Source organism: Pseudomonas sp. NPDC077451 (assembly GCF_044543345.1).
GTDB lineage: Bacteria > Pseudomonadota > Gammaproteobacteria > Pseudomonadales > Pseudomonadaceae > Stutzerimonas.
Map to the genome: position 1 here is coordinate 218,863 of NZ_JBITVX010000002.1, position 16,354 is coordinate 235,216.

Sequence of the window (16,354 nt, forward strand, 5' to 3'; positions counted from 1 at the left end):
GAGATCAGCGTCCCAGCGAAGTGTCATGCTTCACCAAAGGAAGCCTCACTACCAGCTCACTTCCTTTACCGCTTCCCTCACTCTTGCCGGTCACCGTGCCACCGTGTGCCTCGACCAACTCGCGGACTACCGTCAGACCGATGCCCAGCCCTGCACCGTTGAAACCAATCGCATTCACATCCTGCACGAATGGCTCGAAAATGAACGGTAGCGCTTGCGCTGTGATCCCGATGCCGTTATCGCGAATGCTGACCTCCACCATGTCCCCTTCGGCAGTAGCCAAAAGGCTGACCGAGCCACCGACCGGCGTGTACTTGGCCGCATTACCCAGCAGGTTGCCGAGAATCTGGGCGAGCCGCATGGAGTCGCCATTTATTGCCAGCACCCCGTCGGGGAGTATTGTGCTCAGGTGTATGTCGCGCGCGATCATTGCCGGACTGCAGAGCTCCACAGCTTCATGGATGATCTGAACCATATCGACAACGCAACATTTGAGTCGAAACTTGCCGGTGCTGGCACGCGCCAGGTCGAGCAGATCCTCTACCAGTCGAGACATGTGGCGTACCTGTCCCTCGATCAAGGCCTGCATTCGCGGCAGCTCCTCGCTGGGCACACGACCTAGACGCCCTGCGATCATGCTGATAGGTGTCAGGGGATTGCGCAGTTCGTGAGCTACCAATGCGAGTACTTTGCGTTGCTGCTCCAGGGCGAGTTCGGCTGAGGCCTGCAGGTCTTTTGCGCTCAAGGCGGCCGTAACCAACTGTTCGTTGGCTTCACGCATATCCTGATATAGCTGCTGCTCTGCTTGCGTGAGCTGCGATCTTTTTGCATCCGACTGCGCTAACAAGGTCGCTAGAACCAATTGCTGGTTGGCCTCGATCAGTTGCTCCATCTGCTGACTGTCGACGAGTTGGCTATGGGTATCGTTGAGCTCTTTATGCAATGCCGCGAGGACCGCGCGAGCTTCGACGGTTTGCTGCCCGAGCCGGAACAGTTCGCTGGAGGCGGTAGCCATAGCTTGCTTGTTGTCGGCACTAGTCTTTTTCACGAGTTTGTATTCACCCCTCGTTCCCACTGCGACACCGTTGGGTAGGTCGTCCTCCGAGCAGACCTTCTTGATCCGACAACATCTCACCGATCTGCAGTCCGTTATCGTCAATTCGATACAGGCGTAACTCATCCGAATGACTGCTCGCGCGCACCTTGACCACCGCCATGATGCGCAACAAGCGGCTTTCAACTTCTATATAACGCTGGACGATGATGGCGTCGGTGAGAAAGGCCGTACCGTAAGGACTGAATCGCAAGTCCGTGTAGCGATCTTCGAGCTCCGAAGTCATCAGCACACTGACCCCAGCAGAGGTCAGTGCAGTGACCATCCGTGAAAGCGATTCACGATAGTCTTCACGGAATGTAGGTGCCAGCGCCAGTTCGAAGCCCGAGAGGGAATCGATCACCACGCGGGTCGCCTTCAGTCGGTCGATCTCGCTCAACAGCTCAGAAACGATTTCGTCGATGGATAGGTCAGGGGCACGACTGTCGACCAAACCGACTTGGCCGTTCTTAATCAGATCGGCAAGGGTGGCGTTTTGCGAGCGATTGGGTCGTTGTTCGAATACAGCGATGACGCCGGTTTCGCCATTGCGAACACCCTCGGCGAGGAAGGATGCAGCCATAATGCTTTTACCAGAACCCGATGGTCCGGCCACGAGCAGGGAATAGCCCAGAGGCAGTCCACCGCCGAGCATATCGTCGAGCCGCGGTACGCCCATTTTCAGGCGCTTCAGAGGGAAGGTCTGCGGTTCCTCGACGGGACTGGACACCGCGGGTGCAAACACCTTGATTCCCGACGTGGCAATGCGGAACGTGTGGAGCCCAGGTAACGTTGGCTGGCCACGCATCTTCATGATTTCCATCTTACGTACCATGGAATTGCGCTGAACGCTCTGGCGCAACCAGATCAGCCCATCGGCTACGGTGAAAATCGGGTTGGTATCGGTTTCGGTGAAGTACTCACCAATCAGAAAGGTCGTTGCCTGCCAAGTGGTCATCAGCATGCCCAGTTGTTGAACGAACTGCGGCAGGTTGTTGTTCGGGTTGTTCTGGGTCTGGCTTGCCAGCACTACCGAACGGAACGAGTCGACGAACACCAGAGCGGGTGAATGGCTTTCAACCTCGCTGACGATACGCCGCAGCACTTCGTCCAGATCGCCGGCCAGGGTATCGTCAGCCAGATTGATGTAGCGGATGGACTTGTTAATCGCTTCGCTGTCGAAGAACTCGAATTGCTGTTGATAACGCAGCATCTTCAGCGGTGGCTCACCGAGCACCGTAAAAAAAAAGCGCGGGGCGTTCGGGGGTCGCCAGCGCGAACATCATCTGGTGAGCCAGGGTGGTTTTGCCACAGCCTGGGGGGCCAGCGATCAGGTTGAAGGAAAACTCCGGCAACCCTCCGCCAAGCACTTCGTCCAACCCCGGCACACCGGTGGCTAGGCGGTTGATAGTCGCTTTGGTGCTCATGGCGATTTTTCCTGCGCAGGGGTTTCGCTCGAAGAAGGTTCCCACACACCGCGAAGCAAGCGTGTGGTGAGCGAGGACCCGATAAGCGTGGTCAGCAGCTCGTGGAATGTAACTAGCAACACCTCACCAAAAAGCAGCGCTTCGGCTTCGCTTTGCTTAACGAGCACGGCCTGCAGAACGGTCAGGTCGAGAGAAGCCTGCATCCCGCCATACGTGCTGGCCAGGTGTGGGTGGCTAGAGAGGCACAGGTGCAGGCTACGGCGATAAAGCGCAGCAACACCTTGCTGCCCGACGATGGGGGTCAGCGATGAGTCTATGTCCTGCAGTATGGAGATGATCGCCTGGGCGACTGCTGCGGCGTCAGCGTTGGGGCCAACGCGACACATCAGAGAAGCTAAAATCTCATGGCTCTCTTCGCTTGGCGTGGACATGGTTAGCTGTATCTGATGGGGGCAGGTATTGATAGTACACCCTAGGGCGAGAATCGAAGAGTTAAATAGCCATCACGTCGGTCCGTATCCTTTTTCGGTCATGGGACCGGTGAACTTCAGCAACAGAAAAAGTGGGGAATAATTAACTGGCAGTGTGAAGCTACCGATATATGCCAATCATCCAGACACTGGCATTCGTCACTTCTGATGCTAATGCGCTCGTGCCGTTGATATGTCGGCAGAGCTACCGTGCCAGTCTTGCGCGTAGGGTGGGCTATATTCGCTGCGCAAGGTATCGGAGTACTCCATCAAATTGAAGGCATCGGTTCCATTGCTACAGGACGGAAGACGGTTGTGAGCGGCGCATCGTCGAACTGGCGTGTTTGCTGCATTGCTACGTTAATCGTCGGTTTTCCGTCACGTCTGGAGCGAGAGATGAATGTGTTTAGCCTTATCGTGGCCGCACTCCTGTTAAGCGGCTGCATGAAGGTAAGCGACATGGCTGAGGGGACCCGCCATCAACTGCGCGACGTTGGCATTCTCGACCATAGCGAGACTGTCAGGTCCGCCTCGTGGCGCCTGCAGCCCGACTCGTTCATCTACATTGCGCAGGGTCACTTCGTTCCCCCAGGTGGCGCCTATCCGCGCCCGAACGTAGTAGCCGAAGAGGCGTTTGAGAGCTTTGTTCAGTACTTTCCGCTGGTCCGGCGTGCTCCAGAACCTGTAGGACTGGAAGAAGCATTGAACCAGGCGGCAATCGCTGGTGCCCATTACTTGCTGTACACACGATTCGCCGCAGCAGACGACCGTATCGGCAGTTTCGATGAGTTTGATGACCAACGCGCGCTCGACCGACTGGGTGTTGATACGAGCACGGTTCAGTTGATGCTGATCGAGACCGGTAATAGGTATCTGGCCGATACGGCAAGTATTCGCAGTCGCGGCGGATTGCTAAACATCTATGACGCGACACCGCAGGTCTTGTTGGGTCCGCCCTTGCGTGATTACGCCCGGCGTCTGATAGGCCTGGGGCGCTGAGGAGCCAATATGAGCGATGCGGGAAAAGCTGCGAATCTGTTGAGTCAGATTCCCAACGCCGAGAAGAAAGGCTTGCCACCGGTGCACCTGTGGAATCCGCCGTTCTGTGGTGATCTGGACATGCGGATCATGCGCGACGGTAGCTGGTTCTACCAGGGCACGCCAATCGGGCGGCCTGCTATGGTGCGACTGTTTTCCACGGTTATCCGGCGAGACGGCGATGATTACTTCCTGGTGACCCCCGTCGAGAAGGTCGGCATCAAGGTCGATGATGCGCCGTTCGTGGCGGTTGAACTGGTGGCAGAGGGAAGCGGAGAAGCTCAGGTGCTCCGCTTTATCACCAATGTCGGAGACGAAACCGAAGCGGGAGCAGAGCACCCAATTCGGGTCGAGCTAGATCCGGATACTCAGGAGCCAGCACCCTACGTTCATGTGCGGGCCAACCTCGAAGCGCTGATTCATCGCAACGTGTTCTACCAGTTGGTTGAATTGGCCGTGCCGCGTGAGATCGATGGAGCCGACTGGCTGGGGGTCTGGAGCCAAGGCCAGTTTTTCCCGATCGGCCGCTCCGAGTAGTTCGATAGAGCGTGTCGCTACAGAAGGAAGCCGTATCGTGCGTGCTGTGCCAAAGGGGGGTCAGTCGGTCCGCCAGAGGATTTCCGCTTCGCCGCGCTCGCTGACGCTGATCCAGCGGTCGGCGTCTTCCACCGTTTCTTCTTCCTGCCAACCCCCAGGCGCGCAGCGAATCTCTACTCCGATTGCCTGATAGGCGTCGCGGGCGCAGGCGACGTCATCTTCCCAGGGTGTCGCGTCGCTTTCGAGCAATAGGCTGTGCCACTTTCCGACGGCCTTCGGCAGCCAGGTCACTGGAATGTCGCCGGCTCTGCACTTGAAGGTTTTACCCTTGGCTTGCCAGGCAGAGCAGCTTCCGACCGCCTGGTTCAGCCACTCAGTGACGGCGTCCTGGCTCGCGTCCCTTAGGTAAATTTCGATATCCGGTTGACGCATGGGATGACCTTGTCTGGCTGATGTTGCAGCCGGTTGATGTTGACTGTTGAAGCCTAGAAGGCTGCATCAGACGCATCGGATCGACCAAAAGCCGATGCCGTATTCGTTTGGATAACCTGATCAGTCTCGCTGAATCCAGTCATAGCGTATCGCAACCCGTACGTGCAATGGCGCTTGGATGACTGCTGCGCGGCGTTCGGCGCTGGCGCGCCAACCGTGCGGGGTCATCGCCAGTAGATCAGCACGAGCTTGTGGATCATCCAGTTGCAGCTCGAAGGACAATGTCTCGCTGTGAGCGAGGTGCATGCCTTCGGGGATCAGCGAAAGATGCTTCTGATCGTCGTAGTCGCGGACTTCGTCGTACAGCAGACCTCGCAATTCCCATAAGTGCTCGCGAGTCGGACCCATGCGCAGCAGACCGCCGCCGGGTGCTAGCAGACGCCGTGCTTCGGTCCAGTCCAGCGGGCTGAATACACTGGCCAGCAGATCGCAGCTGGCATCAGCCAGTGGCACCCGTGCCATGCTTGCAACCAGCCACTCGATCTGCGGCGCGCGCTTACAGGCGCGTTTGACTGCTTCACGGGAAATGTCCAGCGCGTAGCCGTCCGCATCGGGCAAAGCCTGAGCAATCTGCGCCGTGTAATAACCTTCGCCACAGCCGATATCCAGCCAGCGATTTGGTGAGCGTTCGGCTGCCAGCTGTGCCAGTCGCGTCGCCAGCGGCGCGTAGTAACCCCCCTCGAGGAAGCGCCGCCGCGCCTCGACCATGGCCTGGTTGTCGCCCGGGTCGCGGCTGTTCTTGTGCTGCACTGGCAGCAGGTTGAGATAGCCCTGGCGGGCCCGATCGAATCGGTGATTCGCCGGGCAGGCGACGCCGTTGTTTGCCGCGCTGAGCTCGGCGTGGCAGATAGGACAGGTCAGCATGCGAGCAGGTTGACCAGGGTCTGGTAGTAGATCTCGGTGAGCAGGTCGAGGTCGCTGGCGAGGATATGCTCATCCACCTGATGAATCGTTGCGTTGACCGGGCCCAGCTCGACGACCTGGGTGCCCAAAGTCGCGATGAAACGCCCGTCCGAGGTGCCGCCACTGGTGGACGGCGTGGTCTCGCGGCCGGTGACGCTGCGGATTGCCGCAGCCACACCGTCGAGCAGATCACCGGGTTCAGTCAGGAAGGGTAGGCCCGAAAGGGCCCAGTCGACGTTCCAGTCGAGACCGTGTTTATCGAGAATCGCCGCAGTGCGTTGCTGCAACCCTTCGACGGTGGATTCGGTGGAAAAACGGAAATTGAACACCGCCTCCAGCGTGCCGGGGATGACGTTGGTGGCGCCTGTGCCCGAATTCAGATTGGAGATCTGGAAGCTGGTCGGCGGGAAGAAGTCATTGCCATCGTCCCAGTGTTCACCTGCCAGTTCGGCCAGTGCCGGTGCCGCCAGATGGATCGGGTTCTTGGCAAGATGTGGGTAAGCCACATGGCCCTGTTGGCCGCGAACCGTAAGCGTGCCACCGAGCGAGCCGCGGCGGCCGTTTTTGACCACGTCGCCGACAAGCGTAGTGCTCGATGGCTCACCAACGATGCACCAGTCAAGCCGCTGGCCGCGCTCACGCAAGCGCTCTACCACAGCCTTTGTGCCGTGGTGCGCAGGGCCTTCCTCGTCGCTGGTGATGAGGAAAGCGATCTGGCCTTTGTGGTCCGGATGCTCAGCGGTAAAGCGCTCGACCGCGACAATCATCGACGCCAGGCTGCCTTTCATGTCGGCAGCGCCACGGCCGTGAAGCATGCCGTTTTCGTCGATTCGCGCGGCAAACGGAGGATTCTGCCACGCCTGTACCGGGCCGGTAGGGACCACGTCGGTATGGCCGGCGAAGCACAGCACGGGACCTTCGCTGCCGTGGATCGCCCAGAAGTTCTCGACGTCCTCAATGTGCATCGGCTCGATGGCAAAGCCGCAGGCGGCGAGGCGCTCACTCATCAGTTGCTGACAGCCCTCATCCAGCGGCGTGACCGATGGCCGATTGATCAGCTCGCAGGCGAGTTCGAGGGTCGGTGAGAGGGCGGCGGCGATCATCACAGCTCCGGGGCAAGGCGGGGAAAGGGCGCCATATTAAATTAAAAATGAGGGCAGCAGCGGGCCGGAAAGACCCGTTTTCGAAACGCCTCGGTATGCCTGGCTGGGACGACGTGGGGCTCGGGCCTATAATCGGCTAACGTCTTGTTTGAGGTATGACATGTCTATCGACGATCAACGTTTCGGCGGCATTGCCCGTCTGTACGGCTCCGAGGGGCTGCAGCGTTTAGCGGCTGCGCATGTCGCGGTGGTCGGTATCGGCGGGGTTGGCTCCTGGGCGGCCGAAGCGCTGGCGCGCAGTGGCGTCGGTGAAATCAGTTTGTTCGATCTCGATGATGTCTGCATCACCAACACCAATCGGCAGGTTCATGCGCTAGAGGGTGCGGTGGGCAAGCCAAAGGTGGATGAAATGTCGGCGCGGATAAAGGCGATCAACCCGGCGTGTGTGGTTCACGCCGTGGCCGACTTCGTGACTCGCGAAACCATGGCCGACTACATCACCGAGCAGTTGGATTGCGTTATTGACTGCATCGACAGCGTGCCGGCCAAGGCCGCGCTCATCGCCTGGTGCAAACGTCGCAAGATCCAGATCATCGCCACTGGCGGCGCGGGCGGACAGGTGGACCCCACGCAGATACAGGTCGCCGATTTGAACAAAACGTTCAACGACCCCCTCGCGGCGAAAGCGCGTTCGCTATTACGGCGTGAATACAATTTCTCTCGAACCCCTGGGCGTACCTACAGCGTGCCTTGTGTGTTTTCCACCGAGCAGCTGCGCTACCCCAAGCCAGATGGTGGCGTCTGTCAAAGCAAAAGCTTCGTCGGTGAAGGGGTGAAGCTCGATTGTGCTGGCGGGTTCGGCGCGTCGATGATGGTGACGGCCAGTTTCGGTCTGGTCGCGGCGGCTAAGGCAGTAGACAAGCTGGTCGCCGGGGCTCGGCGGCCGGCGGAGCGTCTGAAAACCTGATAGCGGCGTTTGTCTGGCCTCTGTTAGCGCCGGTCAGGTAGCCTCTGCCAGCTCACGCATTCTGCCAATAACGGCATTCATCCCATTGGCGCGTGATGGCGAAAGCTGCCGTGAGAGGCCAAGCTGGCTGAACCATTCCGCTATGTCGAGCTGCTGTAGCTCGCCGACATTCAGGCCATTGACGCGAACCAGCAGCACGGCAAGCAGCCCACGCAACAAACGCGCCTCGCTGGTGCCGCGGAAATGCCAGTGGTTGTCCTGTCGCTCGCCGACTAGCCAGAGCTTGCTGTCGCATCCGGCAACCAGGTTGAGCGCGTTGCGCTCGGTGTCGCACAGGGGCTCAAGGCGATCACCCCATTGCATCAACAGCCGCGCACGTTGTTCCCAGCCCGCAGCCAACTGAAAGGCCTGCAGCGTTTCGGCGGCGGCTTCGGGAAGCGCGGTCATCGCAACATTTCCAGAGCCTGATCCAGCGCATCGAAGAATCGCTCCAGATCGAGTCCGTCGTTGTACAGCCCGAGCGATACGCGAATCGCACCTTCGATACCCAGTGTTTTCAACAGGGGCTGCGCACAATGGGTGCCGCTGCGTATGGCGATACCTTGTTCGGTCAGCAGGTGGGCCAGATCGCCGTGATGGACGCCATCAACCGTAAAGCTTGCCAGCGCCAGCTGCGGATCGCCGAGCAGTCGCAGGCCTGCCCGCTCAGCCAAACCTGTGCGCAACGCGCTATGCAGGGCGAGCTCGTGCCGGTCAACAGCATCGGCATCCAGTCTCGACAGGTAGTCCAGCGTGGCGCCCAGGCCGATCACCCCCCCGATGGGCGGGGTTCCGGCTTCGAAACCCAATGGGGCCGCGTGGAATTCGGCATGCTGGAAATCAGCGACACGGACCATTTCCCCGCCGAACTGCCAATGCTTGAGCTTGAGCAATGACTCGCCCCGGCCGTAGAGCGCGCCAACGCCTTCCGGGCCGTACAGCTTGTGACTGGAGAGCACATAGAAATCGCAGTCCAGCGCCTGCAGGTCATGTCGGCCATGGGCCACGCCTTGGGCACCGTCGACTATGCTGAGCGCGCCCTGCGCCTTGGCCATTGGCAGCAACTCGGGCAGTGGCTGCCACGCGCCCAACACGTTGGATAACTGGCTGACGGCAAGCAGGCGGGCGCGCGGTCCGATCAGACTGGCTGCTGCCTCGAGGTCGATAATGCCGCGCTCGTCGAGCGGCAGTACGACAAGCTTGGCGGCACGTCGCTTGGCCAATTGCTGCCAAGGCAGCAGGTTGGCGTGGTGCTCAAGGGCGCTGACGACGATTTCATCGCCAGCTGAAATTAGATGCTCAAGCCCGTAGGCCAGGAGATTCAGTGCTTCGGTGGCGCCGCGGGTAAAAACGATTTCGGTCGGACATGCGGCGTTGAGCCAGCGCGCCACCTTGATACGTGAATCCTCGTATGCGCGGGTCGCCCGTTCTGCCGGTTGGTGTTGGGCTCGATGCACATTGGCGGTGCCACTGGTGTAGTAGCCGGTGAGGGCATCGATCAGTGCCTGCGGCTTCTGCGAAGTGGCAGCACTGTCCAGGTAGGTCTGACCTTGGGCCTCAAGGATAGCCAAGGCTGGAAAGTCGGCGCGCCAGGGCGATGTCAGCGGCATGGGGACTCCTGAAAGCAGGACGGGACGCCTGATGGAGGAACTGCGTAGACAGGCTGGCGAGCTAGCGCCGGCCTGTCTACGTTTTGACGCTGCGTTTAGTTGTGCGCGTGCAGCGCCTCGTTCAGCTCGATCGCAGACTTGTGCGTCTTGCATTCGACCGCACCGCTCAGCGAATTGCGGCGAAATAGCAGATCCGTCTGGCCGGCCAGTTCGCGCGCCTTGACGACCTTGACCAGCTCGCCTTGCTCATCGAGCAGATTCACCTTGGTGCCGGCTGTGATGTAGAGGCCGGATTCCACGGTGTTTCGGTCGCCCAACGGAATGCCGATCCCCGCGTTTGCGCCGATCAGGCAGCCTTCGCCGACCGAAATGACGATGTTACCGCCACCGGACAGGGTGCCCATGGTCGAGCAGCCGCCGCCCAGATCCGAGCCCTTGCCGACGAACACGCCGGCGGAGACACGGCCTTCGATCATGCCCGGGCCTTCAGTGCCAGCGTTGAAGTTGATGAAGCCTTCATGCATCACCGTGGTGCCTTCACCGACGTAGGCGCCGAGGCGGATACGCGCGCTGTCGGCGATACGAACACCGGCCGGCACCACGTAGTCGGTCATCTTCGGGAATTTGTCGACCGAGACGACTTCCAGCAGATAGCCCTTCAGGCGCGCTTCCAGCTGGCGCTCGGCCAGCTCGGCCAGATCGACGGCACCCTGATTGGTCCAGGCGACGTTAGGCAGTAGCGGGAAGATGCCAGTGAGATTCAAGCCGTGTGGCTTGACCAGGCGATGGGAAATCAAATGCAGCTTGAGATAGGCCTCAGGGGTGGAGGTCAGTGCTGCATCCTCGGCGAGCAAGGTCACGACCAATGGGCGCTGGCTTTCGGCAAGGCGGGTCAACAATGCATGTTGAGCAGTGTCGAGCGGCTTGATGGCATCGGCCAGTTGAGCCGCCTGGGTGGTGTTGATGGTGACGGCCTGATTGCCACCTTCATAATTCAGCAGCGGCGCAATGGCGGCGACCAGCTCGCCGCTCGGGTGCAGCAGTGGCTGCGCATAGAAAACTTCCAGCCAGCTGCCCTGGCGGTTCTGGGTGCCGACGCCAAACGCCAGGCTGAAGAGAGAATTGCTCATAGGGGAGTCCTTTATCAGTCGCGCTCGTCTCGGCGAGCGGGTCTCAGTTCTTGGCTGCCAGCTCGGCAGCATAGGTGTCTGGCTTGAAGCCAACGAGCGTCTTGTGGCCCAGATCCAGAATTGGGCGCTTGATCATTGACGGCTGGGCCAGCATCAGTTCGATGGCCTTTGCCTGGTCAAGATCGGCTTTCTGCTCATCGTCCAGCTTGCGGAAGGTCGTGCCGGCACGGTTGAGTACGATCTGCCAACCATGTTCATTGCACCAGGCTTCCAGGTGGGCGCGGTCGATCCCAGCGCTCTTGTAGTCATGAAATTCATAGCTTAGCCCCTGCTGGTCGAGCCAGGTACGGGCTTTTTTCATGGTGTCGCACGCCTTGATGCCGTACAGGCAGCGTCCTTTGCTTTTATCGGGCATAACAGCTCCGCATTCTCCGGCCAAACTGGGCCGCGGATTATGCCACGATGAGACGAAGCCTGCCGTCCGTGGCGCGAAGCCGGCCTGACCTCCCTGTCGCATGCGTTTGCCGCGCGAGTGAAGAGGTTCGACTTTTTCCCCCTAAGATGTTGTCCATTGATCACAATCGTAACGATGAGGTCATGTATGGCACGCAAGCATTTCGAGAACCACGAGGCCATTTCGTCCGCCGTTCCTGCAGACGAGGGGTTCGAGGCGGTGATCGCCGTCAAGCGTCGCGGCACGGACGAAAATGCACATATTTTCAAAGTCGCTAACGGGCGCCGTTACGACCTCGCGTCCGAGGCTGACGTGGCCGCGGAGGCAGCGCTGGCCAAGGTCAGGGAGGTCAGCGATGAAGGTGAGCTGATCTGGGAAGAAAATGCGATCTGACGGGAGGATGTCATGAGTGAATCGGAAAAGCCGAACACGGACGAGCAGGGTAAGCAGGATGAAAACACGAAGGCTGACGTACCCGAACACATGAAGCCGGAGAATCTGGAGAAGCTGCGCGACTATGGCAAAGACATGATTCCGCCAGGTGTCGCCTGACGCGCTAAGCCGGACGCCTTGGCGTCCGGCTATGACGTCAAAGCGTCGTGATGAACGCGCGGATTCGCTCCGCAGCCTCGACGCAATCCTCCAGCGGCGCCACAAGCGCCATGCGCACACGGCCCGTTCCTGGGCTGACGCCGTCTACCTCGCGTGACAGGTAGGACCCCGGGACCACCGTGACATGCTCGCGTGCATACAGCTCGCGGGTGAAAAGCTGGTCGTCCACTGGCGTCTTCGGCCACAGATAGAAGCCGCCGTCCGGTCGCTGCACGTCCATCACTGGCGAGAGGATCTCCAGCACCGCGTCGAATTTCTCCCGGTACAGCTGCCGATTGGCCTGCACATGAACCTCATCGTTCCAAGCCGCGATGCTAGCCAGTTGGGTTTGCACTGGCATGGCGCAGCCGTGGTAGGTGCGGTACAGCAGAAACGCTTTGAGAATGTCGGCATCGCCCGCGACAAACCCGGAGCGCAGCCCCGGCAGGTTCGAGCGTTTGGAAAGGCTGTGAAAAACCACGCAGCGCTTGAAATCGTTGCGTCCGAGCGCTGCGCATGCAGTCAACAGCCCAGCGGGCGCTTGGTCTTCGTCGAAATACAGCTCGCTGTAGCATTCGTCGGCTGCGATGACAAAATCGAACTCGTCCGCTAATGCGATCAGCTTCTTCAGCGTTTCAAGCGGGACCAGTGCGCCGGTCGGGTTCCCCGGGGAGCAGAGGAAAAGGATCTGCGTCTGCTGCCAGACCTCTGCCGAAACCGCGTCGAAGTCTGGATTGAAGCCATTTTCGGCAGTGCAAGGCAAATAATGCGGCGTGGCGCCGGCCAGAAGTGCCGCACCTTCGTAGATCTGATAGAAGGGGTTGGGGCTGACCACCAGCGCACCCTGTTCGCGGTTGACCACGGCTTGGGTGAAGGCGAACAGCGCTTCACGGGTGCCGTTGACCGGCAATACATGCCGTGCCGGGTCGACTGAGCCTTGAGCCACACCAAAGCGTCGCTCGCACCAGCGGGCGATCGACTCGCGCAACGCCGGGATGCCCTGCGTGGTGGGGTACACCGCGAGCTGGTCAAGGTTGTCGGCCAGTGCTTGAGCGACGAAATCCGGCGAACGGTGTTTCGGCTCTCCGATCGACAGCGCGATTGCGCGCTTGTCTGCTGGCGGCTGCGCACCGGCAAGCAGGCCGCGCAGTTTTTCGAAAGGATAGGGCTGCAACAGGGTCAAGGCGTCATTCATGGTCAGGTCTTCGAAACGTCGAGAGGCGCCAGGCTGCGCCTCGATTGATTCAGTCTTGGCGGGCGCCGCCGTAGTAGGCGCAGCCGCGTAAGGTCTGGCCGTCCAGGCGTAGCTCGGCAGTCAGATGGCTGACTGCGCCGGTTGCGCTGTCCAGGCAGCGTTGCGGGGCTACCCACAGATCGAGGCGCTGATCGTTGGCTTCGGTGCTGAAGCTGGTCTGCCCACTGGGCAGTTGCTCTTCCAGATAGGGCAAGGCCAAGGCCGGTTGGCCGGGACGCTCAAGGAGCAAGCCGCCGCTGGTGATCTTCACGCTCCAGCCTGGCTCGTGACCCGTCGCGCGCAGGAGCAACCGGTTGAAAGTGTCGTCGCTGCAACCCGGCCCCTCTGTCTGCAGGCGATACACCTGGGTCAGCTGAAACTGGTCTCTATCGCCACTTTGGGTGATCAAACTGCCACGGATGTCGGCAAATAAAGGCTGGTTGCTTCCGACCATCAGCGCCTGTGCATCGTCGGGCAGTCCTGTCGCGCCGCTATCGAGCAACGCGAGGTCGCGTCGGCCCTGGCAACTGCTGAACTGCAACCCGCCGTCCTGCTGGGTGATGGTGCCCTGCAGACGCTCGGTCGGTCGCGCCGGAGGCTGGTCGTCCCATTGCAGTGACTGGCACCCGGCAAAAACCGGTAGGAGACTGAGCAGTAAAGCGCGAGGTGCGATCATGGGCGGGCTCAAATTCAGGCGGGGCAATGCTGCGCCAGTGGGGCTGGCGCAGATGGGTCAGCTACCTTTGACGGGTCGGCCGTCGACGGTGCCTTCTTCGAGCATGATCTGGTACTCCTTGCCGTCCTTTTCGACCTGATGCAAGCGGACGAGCATGTAGTCCCAATTCTTCGCGAACCAGAGGATGGTCTGTCGCTTGCTCTGCGTCGGATCGCGCACGCGCTCGACCTTGATCGCATCGACCTGACCGGCCTTCGTGCTGACTTTTTCCTCACCGAGGACGCGGAAGTCGTAGGTTTCGATCTCGTCGCCATCTACGACCTGATAGCTCATGCTCTTCTCGCCCGCTGCAACCGCGTGCTGAAGAGCGATCTGATAGGTGGACTTGTCCAGCAGGCCGCGATTCAGCGGAAGCTTCACCGGGTCACCACGGTCTTCTCCGACTACCTGCTTGGCTTGCCAGTCAAAGTCGTGCTCGATGGATTTTCCCTTGCCCAGTCCGCTGCGTTTGAGTCGGTATTTCTGCGGTAGGAAGGTCTCGCCTTCGACTGTGAAAACGCTGCGCTCATTGAAGCTGGCGACCAGCATCGAGGCTTCGAAATCCAGCTCCCAGGTATTGTCATCGCGTTTTTCCAGGCTGCGCTGGGCTGTGCCACTGACAGGTACCTGTTTCCAGTCCGCGGTGTAGCTAGCGGAGAAAGGCTTCAGCTCAAGGGCCTGGACCGGCAGGGCCAGCACGGCGAGAGCGAGCAGCAAGGCACGACGCATAATGTCTCCTAGATTCTTAATAGATGGCCGGTGGCCGGCAACAGCATGTCGTCCAGCATCGCGCCTTGTGTGGCAAGGCGCAAGCGGCCCTCGGCGAACCAGTGAACTGCCAACGGATAGATGATGTGCTCGGCTGCATGCACTCTATCGGTCAGCTTGTCGATGCTTTCGTTGGGTTCAATCTTTAAGCAGGCCTGTATGGCCACAGGGCCGCCGTCGAGCTCTTCGGTAACGAAGTGCACGCTGCAACCATGTTCCCGGTCACCGGCGTCGAGTGCCCGGCGGTGGGTATCCAGTCCCTTGTATTTCGGTAGCAGGGACGGATGGATGTTGAGCAGGCGACCCTGGTAATGGCGAACGAAGCCTGCGGTGAGAATGCGCATGAAGCCGGCTAGCACCACCAGCTGCGGCTGGTATGTGTCGATGATTTCCATCAGAGCCGCATCGAATGCTTCGCGGTCAGCAAAATCCTTGTGCTGCACAACGTGCGTATCGATGTTCGCCGCTTGCGCACGCTGCAGGCCGAAGGCCTCTGCACGGTTCGAAACCACCGCGCGGATACGCGCGGGGCTGTTGTCTTCGTCGAGGCTGTCGATCAGAGCCTGGAGATTGCTTCCAGACCCAGAGATCAGCACGACGACATTACAAGGTGCGTGCATTACAGGGTTTTCAGGTTGTTCAGCAGGACGCGTTCAGCACCTTCGTCAGCTGAGCCAATTTCGCCGATGACCCAGGGGTTTTCGCCGGAGGTGCGTAGATTGGCGAGCACGGCTTCGACCTGATCCTGGGCGACACAGATCACCATGCCGACGCCACAGTTCAGCACGCGATGCATTTCATGCTCATCGACATTACCTTGCTGCTGCAGCCAATTGAAAACAGCCGGACGCTGCCAGCTGGCGACATCTATGACCGCCTGGCTGCCTTCGGGCAGAACGCGTGGGATGTTGTCCAGCAGACCGCCACCGGTGATGTGCGCCATCGCTTTCACCGCACCGGTTTCCTTGATCAGCTTGAGTAGTGGCTTCACGTAGATACGTGTCGGCGCCATCAACAATTCGGTGAGCGGCTTGCCGTCGAGTTGCGTGGTTTCGATATCGGTGCCGGCTACCTCGATGATCTTGCGGATCAGCGAATAGCCGTTGGAATGTGGGCCGGACGACGGAAGGGCAATCAGAGCATCGCCGGCGGCTACTTGTGAGCCGTCGATAATTTCGCTTTTTTCCACGACGCCTACACAAAAACCGGCCAGGTCGTAATCTTCGCCTTCGTACATGCCTGGCATCTCGGCGGTTTCGCCGCCCACCAGCGAGCAACCGGCCAGTTCGCAGCCAGCCCCGATACCCGTTACAACCGTTGCGGCGATGTCGACGTTGAGCTTGCCGGTGGCGTAATAGTCAAGAAAGAACAGCGGCTCGGCACCGCAGACCACCAGGTCGTTGACGCACATGGCGACCAGATCCTGGCCAATGCTGTCGTGCTGGTTGAGATTCAATGCCAAGCGCAGCTTGGTGCCGACGCCGTCGGTGCCCGAAACCAGAACGGGCTGCTTGTAACCAGCCGGAATTTCACAGAGCGCGCCAAAGCCGCCCAGGCCACCCATGACCTCAGGACGAGCGGTGCGCTTGGCCACGCCTTTGATGCGTTCGACCAGCGCTTCGCCTGCATCGATGTCGACACCGGCGTCCTTGTAGCTGATGGAGGGTTGCTTGCTCATAAGAATCCGGACCTGTGAAGGGAAGTGCGGGGGCGACCGGGTCAGAATCAGGTTTCTGTCGCGACGCTGCGAGGGCGCCGGACCGGTCTGCGGAAAGCGCGCGAT

General features: G+C 60.1%; 19 protein-coding genes and 1 pseudogene. 5 read left to right on the forward strand and 15 right to left on the reverse strand.

What is annotated here, in order from left to right; translation table 11 throughout:
- Positions 1–4: 4 nt before the first annotated feature.
- From ACIGHL_RS04730 to ACIGHL_RS04740, 3 genes and pseudogenes are all read right to left on the reverse strand, one after another.
- The gene (locus ACIGHL_RS04730; protein WP_128119411.1) at positions 5–1,015 is read right to left on the reverse strand and encodes a sensor histidine kinase; all 1,011 of its coding nucleotides are present in this window, start codon (positions 1,013–1,015) and stop codon (positions 5–7) included.
- A gap of 43 nt (positions 1,016–1,058) precedes the next feature.
- Positions 1,059–2,520 (reverse strand): annotated as a pseudogene (locus ACIGHL_RS04735) (ATPase domain-containing protein).
- Positions 2,517–2,951, reverse strand: coding sequence for a hypothetical protein (locus tag ACIGHL_RS04740; protein ID WP_181689957.1), 435 nt, complete (start codon positions 2,949–2,951; stop codon positions 2,517–2,519). Before ACIGHL_RS04740 ends, ACIGHL_RS04735 begins: the two are co-directional and overlap by 4 nt.
- Before the next feature lie 435 nt (positions 2,952–3,386).
- On the opposite strand from ACIGHL_RS04740, the gene ACIGHL_RS04745 reads away from it, so the two are divergent.
- Together ACIGHL_RS04745 and ACIGHL_RS04750 are read left to right on the forward strand one after the other, a co-directional pair.
- The gene (locus ACIGHL_RS04745) at positions 3,387–3,989 is read left to right on the forward strand and encodes a DUF4823 domain-containing protein (protein ID WP_045428803.1); all 603 of its coding nucleotides are present in this window, start codon (positions 3,387–3,389) and stop codon (positions 3,987–3,989) included.
- Between the two features lie 9 nt (positions 3,990–3,998).
- On the forward strand, positions 3,999–4,565 hold the full coding sequence (locus ACIGHL_RS04750; protein WP_128119410.1) for a DUF1285 domain-containing protein: 567 nt from the start codon (positions 3,999–4,001) through the stop codon (positions 4,563–4,565).
- Positions 4,566–4,625: 60 nt separating this feature from the next.
- Here ACIGHL_RS04750 and ACIGHL_RS04755 read toward each other — a convergent pair whose 3' ends face one another.
- From ACIGHL_RS04755 to dapE, 3 genes are all read right to left on the reverse strand, one after another.
- Entirely contained in the window at positions 4,626–4,997 is a 372-nt protein-coding gene (locus tag ACIGHL_RS04755; protein WP_128119409.1) for a hypothetical protein, read from the reverse strand.
- Positions 4,998–5,117: 120 nt separating this feature from the next.
- Complete coding sequence (locus tag ACIGHL_RS04760) at positions 5,118–5,921, reverse strand: putative RNA methyltransferase (protein ID WP_128119408.1); 804 nt, start codon at positions 5,919–5,921, stop codon at positions 5,118–5,120.
- Positions 5,915–7,063 (reverse strand): succinyl-diaminopimelate desuccinylase, encoded by a 1,149-nt coding sequence (gene dapE, locus ACIGHL_RS04765; protein ID WP_128119407.1) that lies wholly within the window; start codon positions 7,061–7,063, stop codon positions 5,915–5,917. The genes ACIGHL_RS04760 and dapE overlap by 7 nt, the downstream gene beginning before the upstream one ends.
- Positions 7,064–7,223: 160 nt before the next feature.
- On the opposite strand from dapE, the gene tcdA reads away from it, so the two are divergent.
- On the forward strand, positions 7,224–8,030 hold the full coding sequence (gene tcdA, locus ACIGHL_RS04770) for a tRNA cyclic N6-threonylcarbamoyladenosine(37) synthase TcdA (RefSeq protein ID WP_128119406.1): 807 nt from the start codon (positions 7,224–7,226) through the stop codon (positions 8,028–8,030).
- Positions 8,031–8,063: 33 nt separating this feature from the next.
- Here the strand turns inward: tcdA and ACIGHL_RS04775 are convergent, their stop codons facing one another.
- The 4 genes from ACIGHL_RS04775 to ACIGHL_RS04790 all read right to left on the reverse strand — a co-directional run bounded on the left by ACIGHL_RS04775 (position 8,064) and on the right by ACIGHL_RS04790 (position 11,224).
- On the reverse strand, positions 8,064–8,477 hold the full coding sequence (locus ACIGHL_RS04775) for a SufE family protein (protein WP_128119405.1): 414 nt from the start codon (positions 8,475–8,477) through the stop codon (positions 8,064–8,066).
- On the reverse strand, positions 8,474–9,679 hold the full coding sequence (locus ACIGHL_RS04780) for an aminotransferase class V-fold PLP-dependent enzyme (RefSeq protein WP_128119404.1): 1,206 nt from the start codon (positions 9,677–9,679) through the stop codon (positions 8,474–8,476). Before ACIGHL_RS04780 ends, ACIGHL_RS04775 begins: the two co-directional genes overlap by 4 nt.
- A 95-nt stretch (positions 9,680–9,774) precedes the next feature.
- Entirely contained in the window at positions 9,775–10,809 is a 1,035-nt protein-coding gene (dapD, locus tag ACIGHL_RS04785; RefSeq protein WP_128119403.1) for a 2,3,4,5-tetrahydropyridine-2,6-dicarboxylate N-succinyltransferase, read from the reverse strand.
- 43 nt (positions 10,810–10,852) lie between these two features.
- On the reverse strand, positions 10,853–11,224 hold the full coding sequence (locus ACIGHL_RS04790) for an ArsC family reductase (RefSeq protein WP_046161947.1): 372 nt from the start codon (positions 11,222–11,224) through the stop codon (positions 10,853–10,855).
- Positions 11,225–11,410: 186 nt separating this feature from the next.
- Between ACIGHL_RS04790 and ACIGHL_RS04795 the strand changes: the two genes are divergently transcribed.
- A complete protein-coding gene (locus tag ACIGHL_RS04795) occupies positions 11,411–11,656 on the forward strand; it encodes a hypothetical protein (RefSeq protein WP_128119402.1) in 246 nt (81 codons plus the stop codon).
- 12 nt (positions 11,657–11,668) lie between these two features.
- On the forward strand, positions 11,669–11,815 hold the full coding sequence (locus ACIGHL_RS04800; RefSeq protein WP_164863199.1) for a hypothetical protein: 147 nt from the start codon (positions 11,669–11,671) through the stop codon (positions 11,813–11,815).
- Between the two features lie 37 nt (positions 11,816–11,852).
- Here the strand turns inward: ACIGHL_RS04800 and dapC are convergent, their stop codons facing one another.
- Genes dapC through purM form a run of 5 tightly spaced genes read right to left on the reverse strand, consistent with a single transcriptional unit; the run spans position 11,853 to position 16,249 of the window.
- Positions 11,853–13,049, reverse strand: coding sequence for a succinyldiaminopimelate transaminase (gene dapC, locus ACIGHL_RS04805; protein ID WP_128119401.1), 1,197 nt, complete (start codon positions 13,047–13,049; stop codon positions 11,853–11,855).
- Between the two features lie 49 nt (positions 13,050–13,098).
- Entirely contained in the window at positions 13,099–13,764 is a 666-nt protein-coding gene (locus tag ACIGHL_RS04810) for a COG3650 family protein (RefSeq protein WP_128119400.1), read from the reverse strand.
- Positions 13,765–13,821: 57 nt separating this feature from the next.
- Positions 13,822–14,532 carry a DUF3108 domain-containing protein gene (locus ACIGHL_RS04815; RefSeq protein WP_127838830.1) on the reverse strand — a complete coding sequence of 237 codons (711 nt, stop codon included), beginning with the start codon at positions 14,530–14,532 and terminating at the stop codon, positions 13,822–13,824.
- An 8-nt stretch (positions 14,533–14,540) separates the two neighbouring features.
- Positions 14,541–15,191 carry a phosphoribosylglycinamide formyltransferase gene (purN, locus tag ACIGHL_RS04820; protein ID WP_128119399.1) on the reverse strand — a complete coding sequence of 217 codons (651 nt, stop codon included), beginning with the start codon at positions 15,189–15,191 and terminating at the stop codon, positions 14,541–14,543.
- Complete coding sequence (gene purM / locus ACIGHL_RS04825; protein WP_064481950.1) at positions 15,191–16,249, reverse strand: phosphoribosylformylglycinamidine cyclo-ligase; 1,059 nt, start codon at positions 16,247–16,249, stop codon at positions 15,191–15,193. Before purM ends, purN begins: the two co-directional genes overlap by 1 nt.
- Positions 16,250–16,354: the final 105 nt, after the last annotated feature.

Coding starts and splice junctions, on each gene's coding strand:
- ACIGHL_RS04730 (WP_128119411.1), bottom strand. CDS start 1,015: ATGGCTACCGCCTCCAGCGAACTGTTCCGGCTCGGGCAGCAAACCGTC.
- ACIGHL_RS04740 (WP_181689957.1), bottom strand. CDS start 2,951: ATGTCCACGCCAAGCGAAGAGAGCCATGAGATTTTAGCTTCTCTGATG.
- ACIGHL_RS04745 (WP_045428803.1), top strand. CDS start 3,387: ATGAATGTGTTTAGCCTTATCGTGGCCGCACTCCTGTTAAGCGGCTGC.
- ACIGHL_RS04750 (WP_128119410.1), top strand. CDS start 3,999: ATGAGCGATGCGGGAAAAGCTGCGAATCTGTTGAGTCAGATTCCCAAC.
- ACIGHL_RS04755 (WP_128119409.1), bottom strand. CDS start 4,997: ATGCGTCAACCGGATATCGAAATTTACCTAAGGGACGCGAGCCAGGAC.
- ACIGHL_RS04760 (WP_128119408.1), bottom strand. CDS start 5,921: ATGCTGACCTGTCCTATCTGCCACGCCGAGCTCAGCGCGGCAAACAAC.
- dapE (WP_128119407.1), bottom strand. CDS start 7,063: ATGATCGCCGCCGCCCTCTCACCGACCCTCGAACTCGCCTGCGAGCTG.
- tcdA (WP_128119406.1), top strand. CDS start 7,224: ATGTCTATCGACGATCAACGTTTCGGCGGCATTGCCCGTCTGTACGGC.
- ACIGHL_RS04775 (WP_128119405.1), bottom strand. CDS start 8,477: ATGACCGCGCTTCCCGAAGCCGCCGCCGAAACGCTGCAGGCCTTTCAG.
- ACIGHL_RS04780 (WP_128119404.1), bottom strand. CDS start 9,679: ATGCCGCTGACATCGCCCTGGCGCGCCGACTTTCCAGCCTTGGCTATC.
- dapD (WP_128119403.1), bottom strand. CDS start 10,809: ATGAGCAATTCTCTCTTCAGCCTGGCGTTTGGCGTCGGCACCCAGAAC.
- ACIGHL_RS04790 (WP_046161947.1), bottom strand. CDS start 11,224: ATGCCCGATAAAAGCAAAGGACGCTGCCTGTACGGCATCAAGGCGTGC.
- ACIGHL_RS04795 (WP_128119402.1), top strand. CDS start 11,411: ATGGCACGCAAGCATTTCGAGAACCACGAGGCCATTTCGTCCGCCGTT.
- ACIGHL_RS04800 (WP_164863199.1), top strand. CDS start 11,669: ATGAGTGAATCGGAAAAGCCGAACACGGACGAGCAGGGTAAGCAGGAT.
- dapC (WP_128119401.1), bottom strand. CDS start 13,049: ATGAATGACGCCTTGACCCTGTTGCAGCCCTATCCTTTCGAAAAACTG.
- ACIGHL_RS04810 (WP_128119400.1), bottom strand. CDS start 13,764: ATGATCGCACCTCGCGCTTTACTGCTCAGTCTCCTACCGGTTTTTGCC.
- ACIGHL_RS04815 (WP_127838830.1), bottom strand. CDS start 14,532: ATGCGTCGTGCCTTGCTGCTCGCTCTCGCCGTGCTGGCCCTGCCGGTC.
- purN (WP_128119399.1), bottom strand. CDS start 15,191: ATGCACGCACCTTGTAATGTCGTCGTGCTGATCTCTGGGTCTGGAAGC.
- purM (WP_064481950.1), bottom strand. CDS start 16,249: ATGAGCAAGCAACCCTCCATCAGCTACAAGGACGCCGGTGTCGACATC.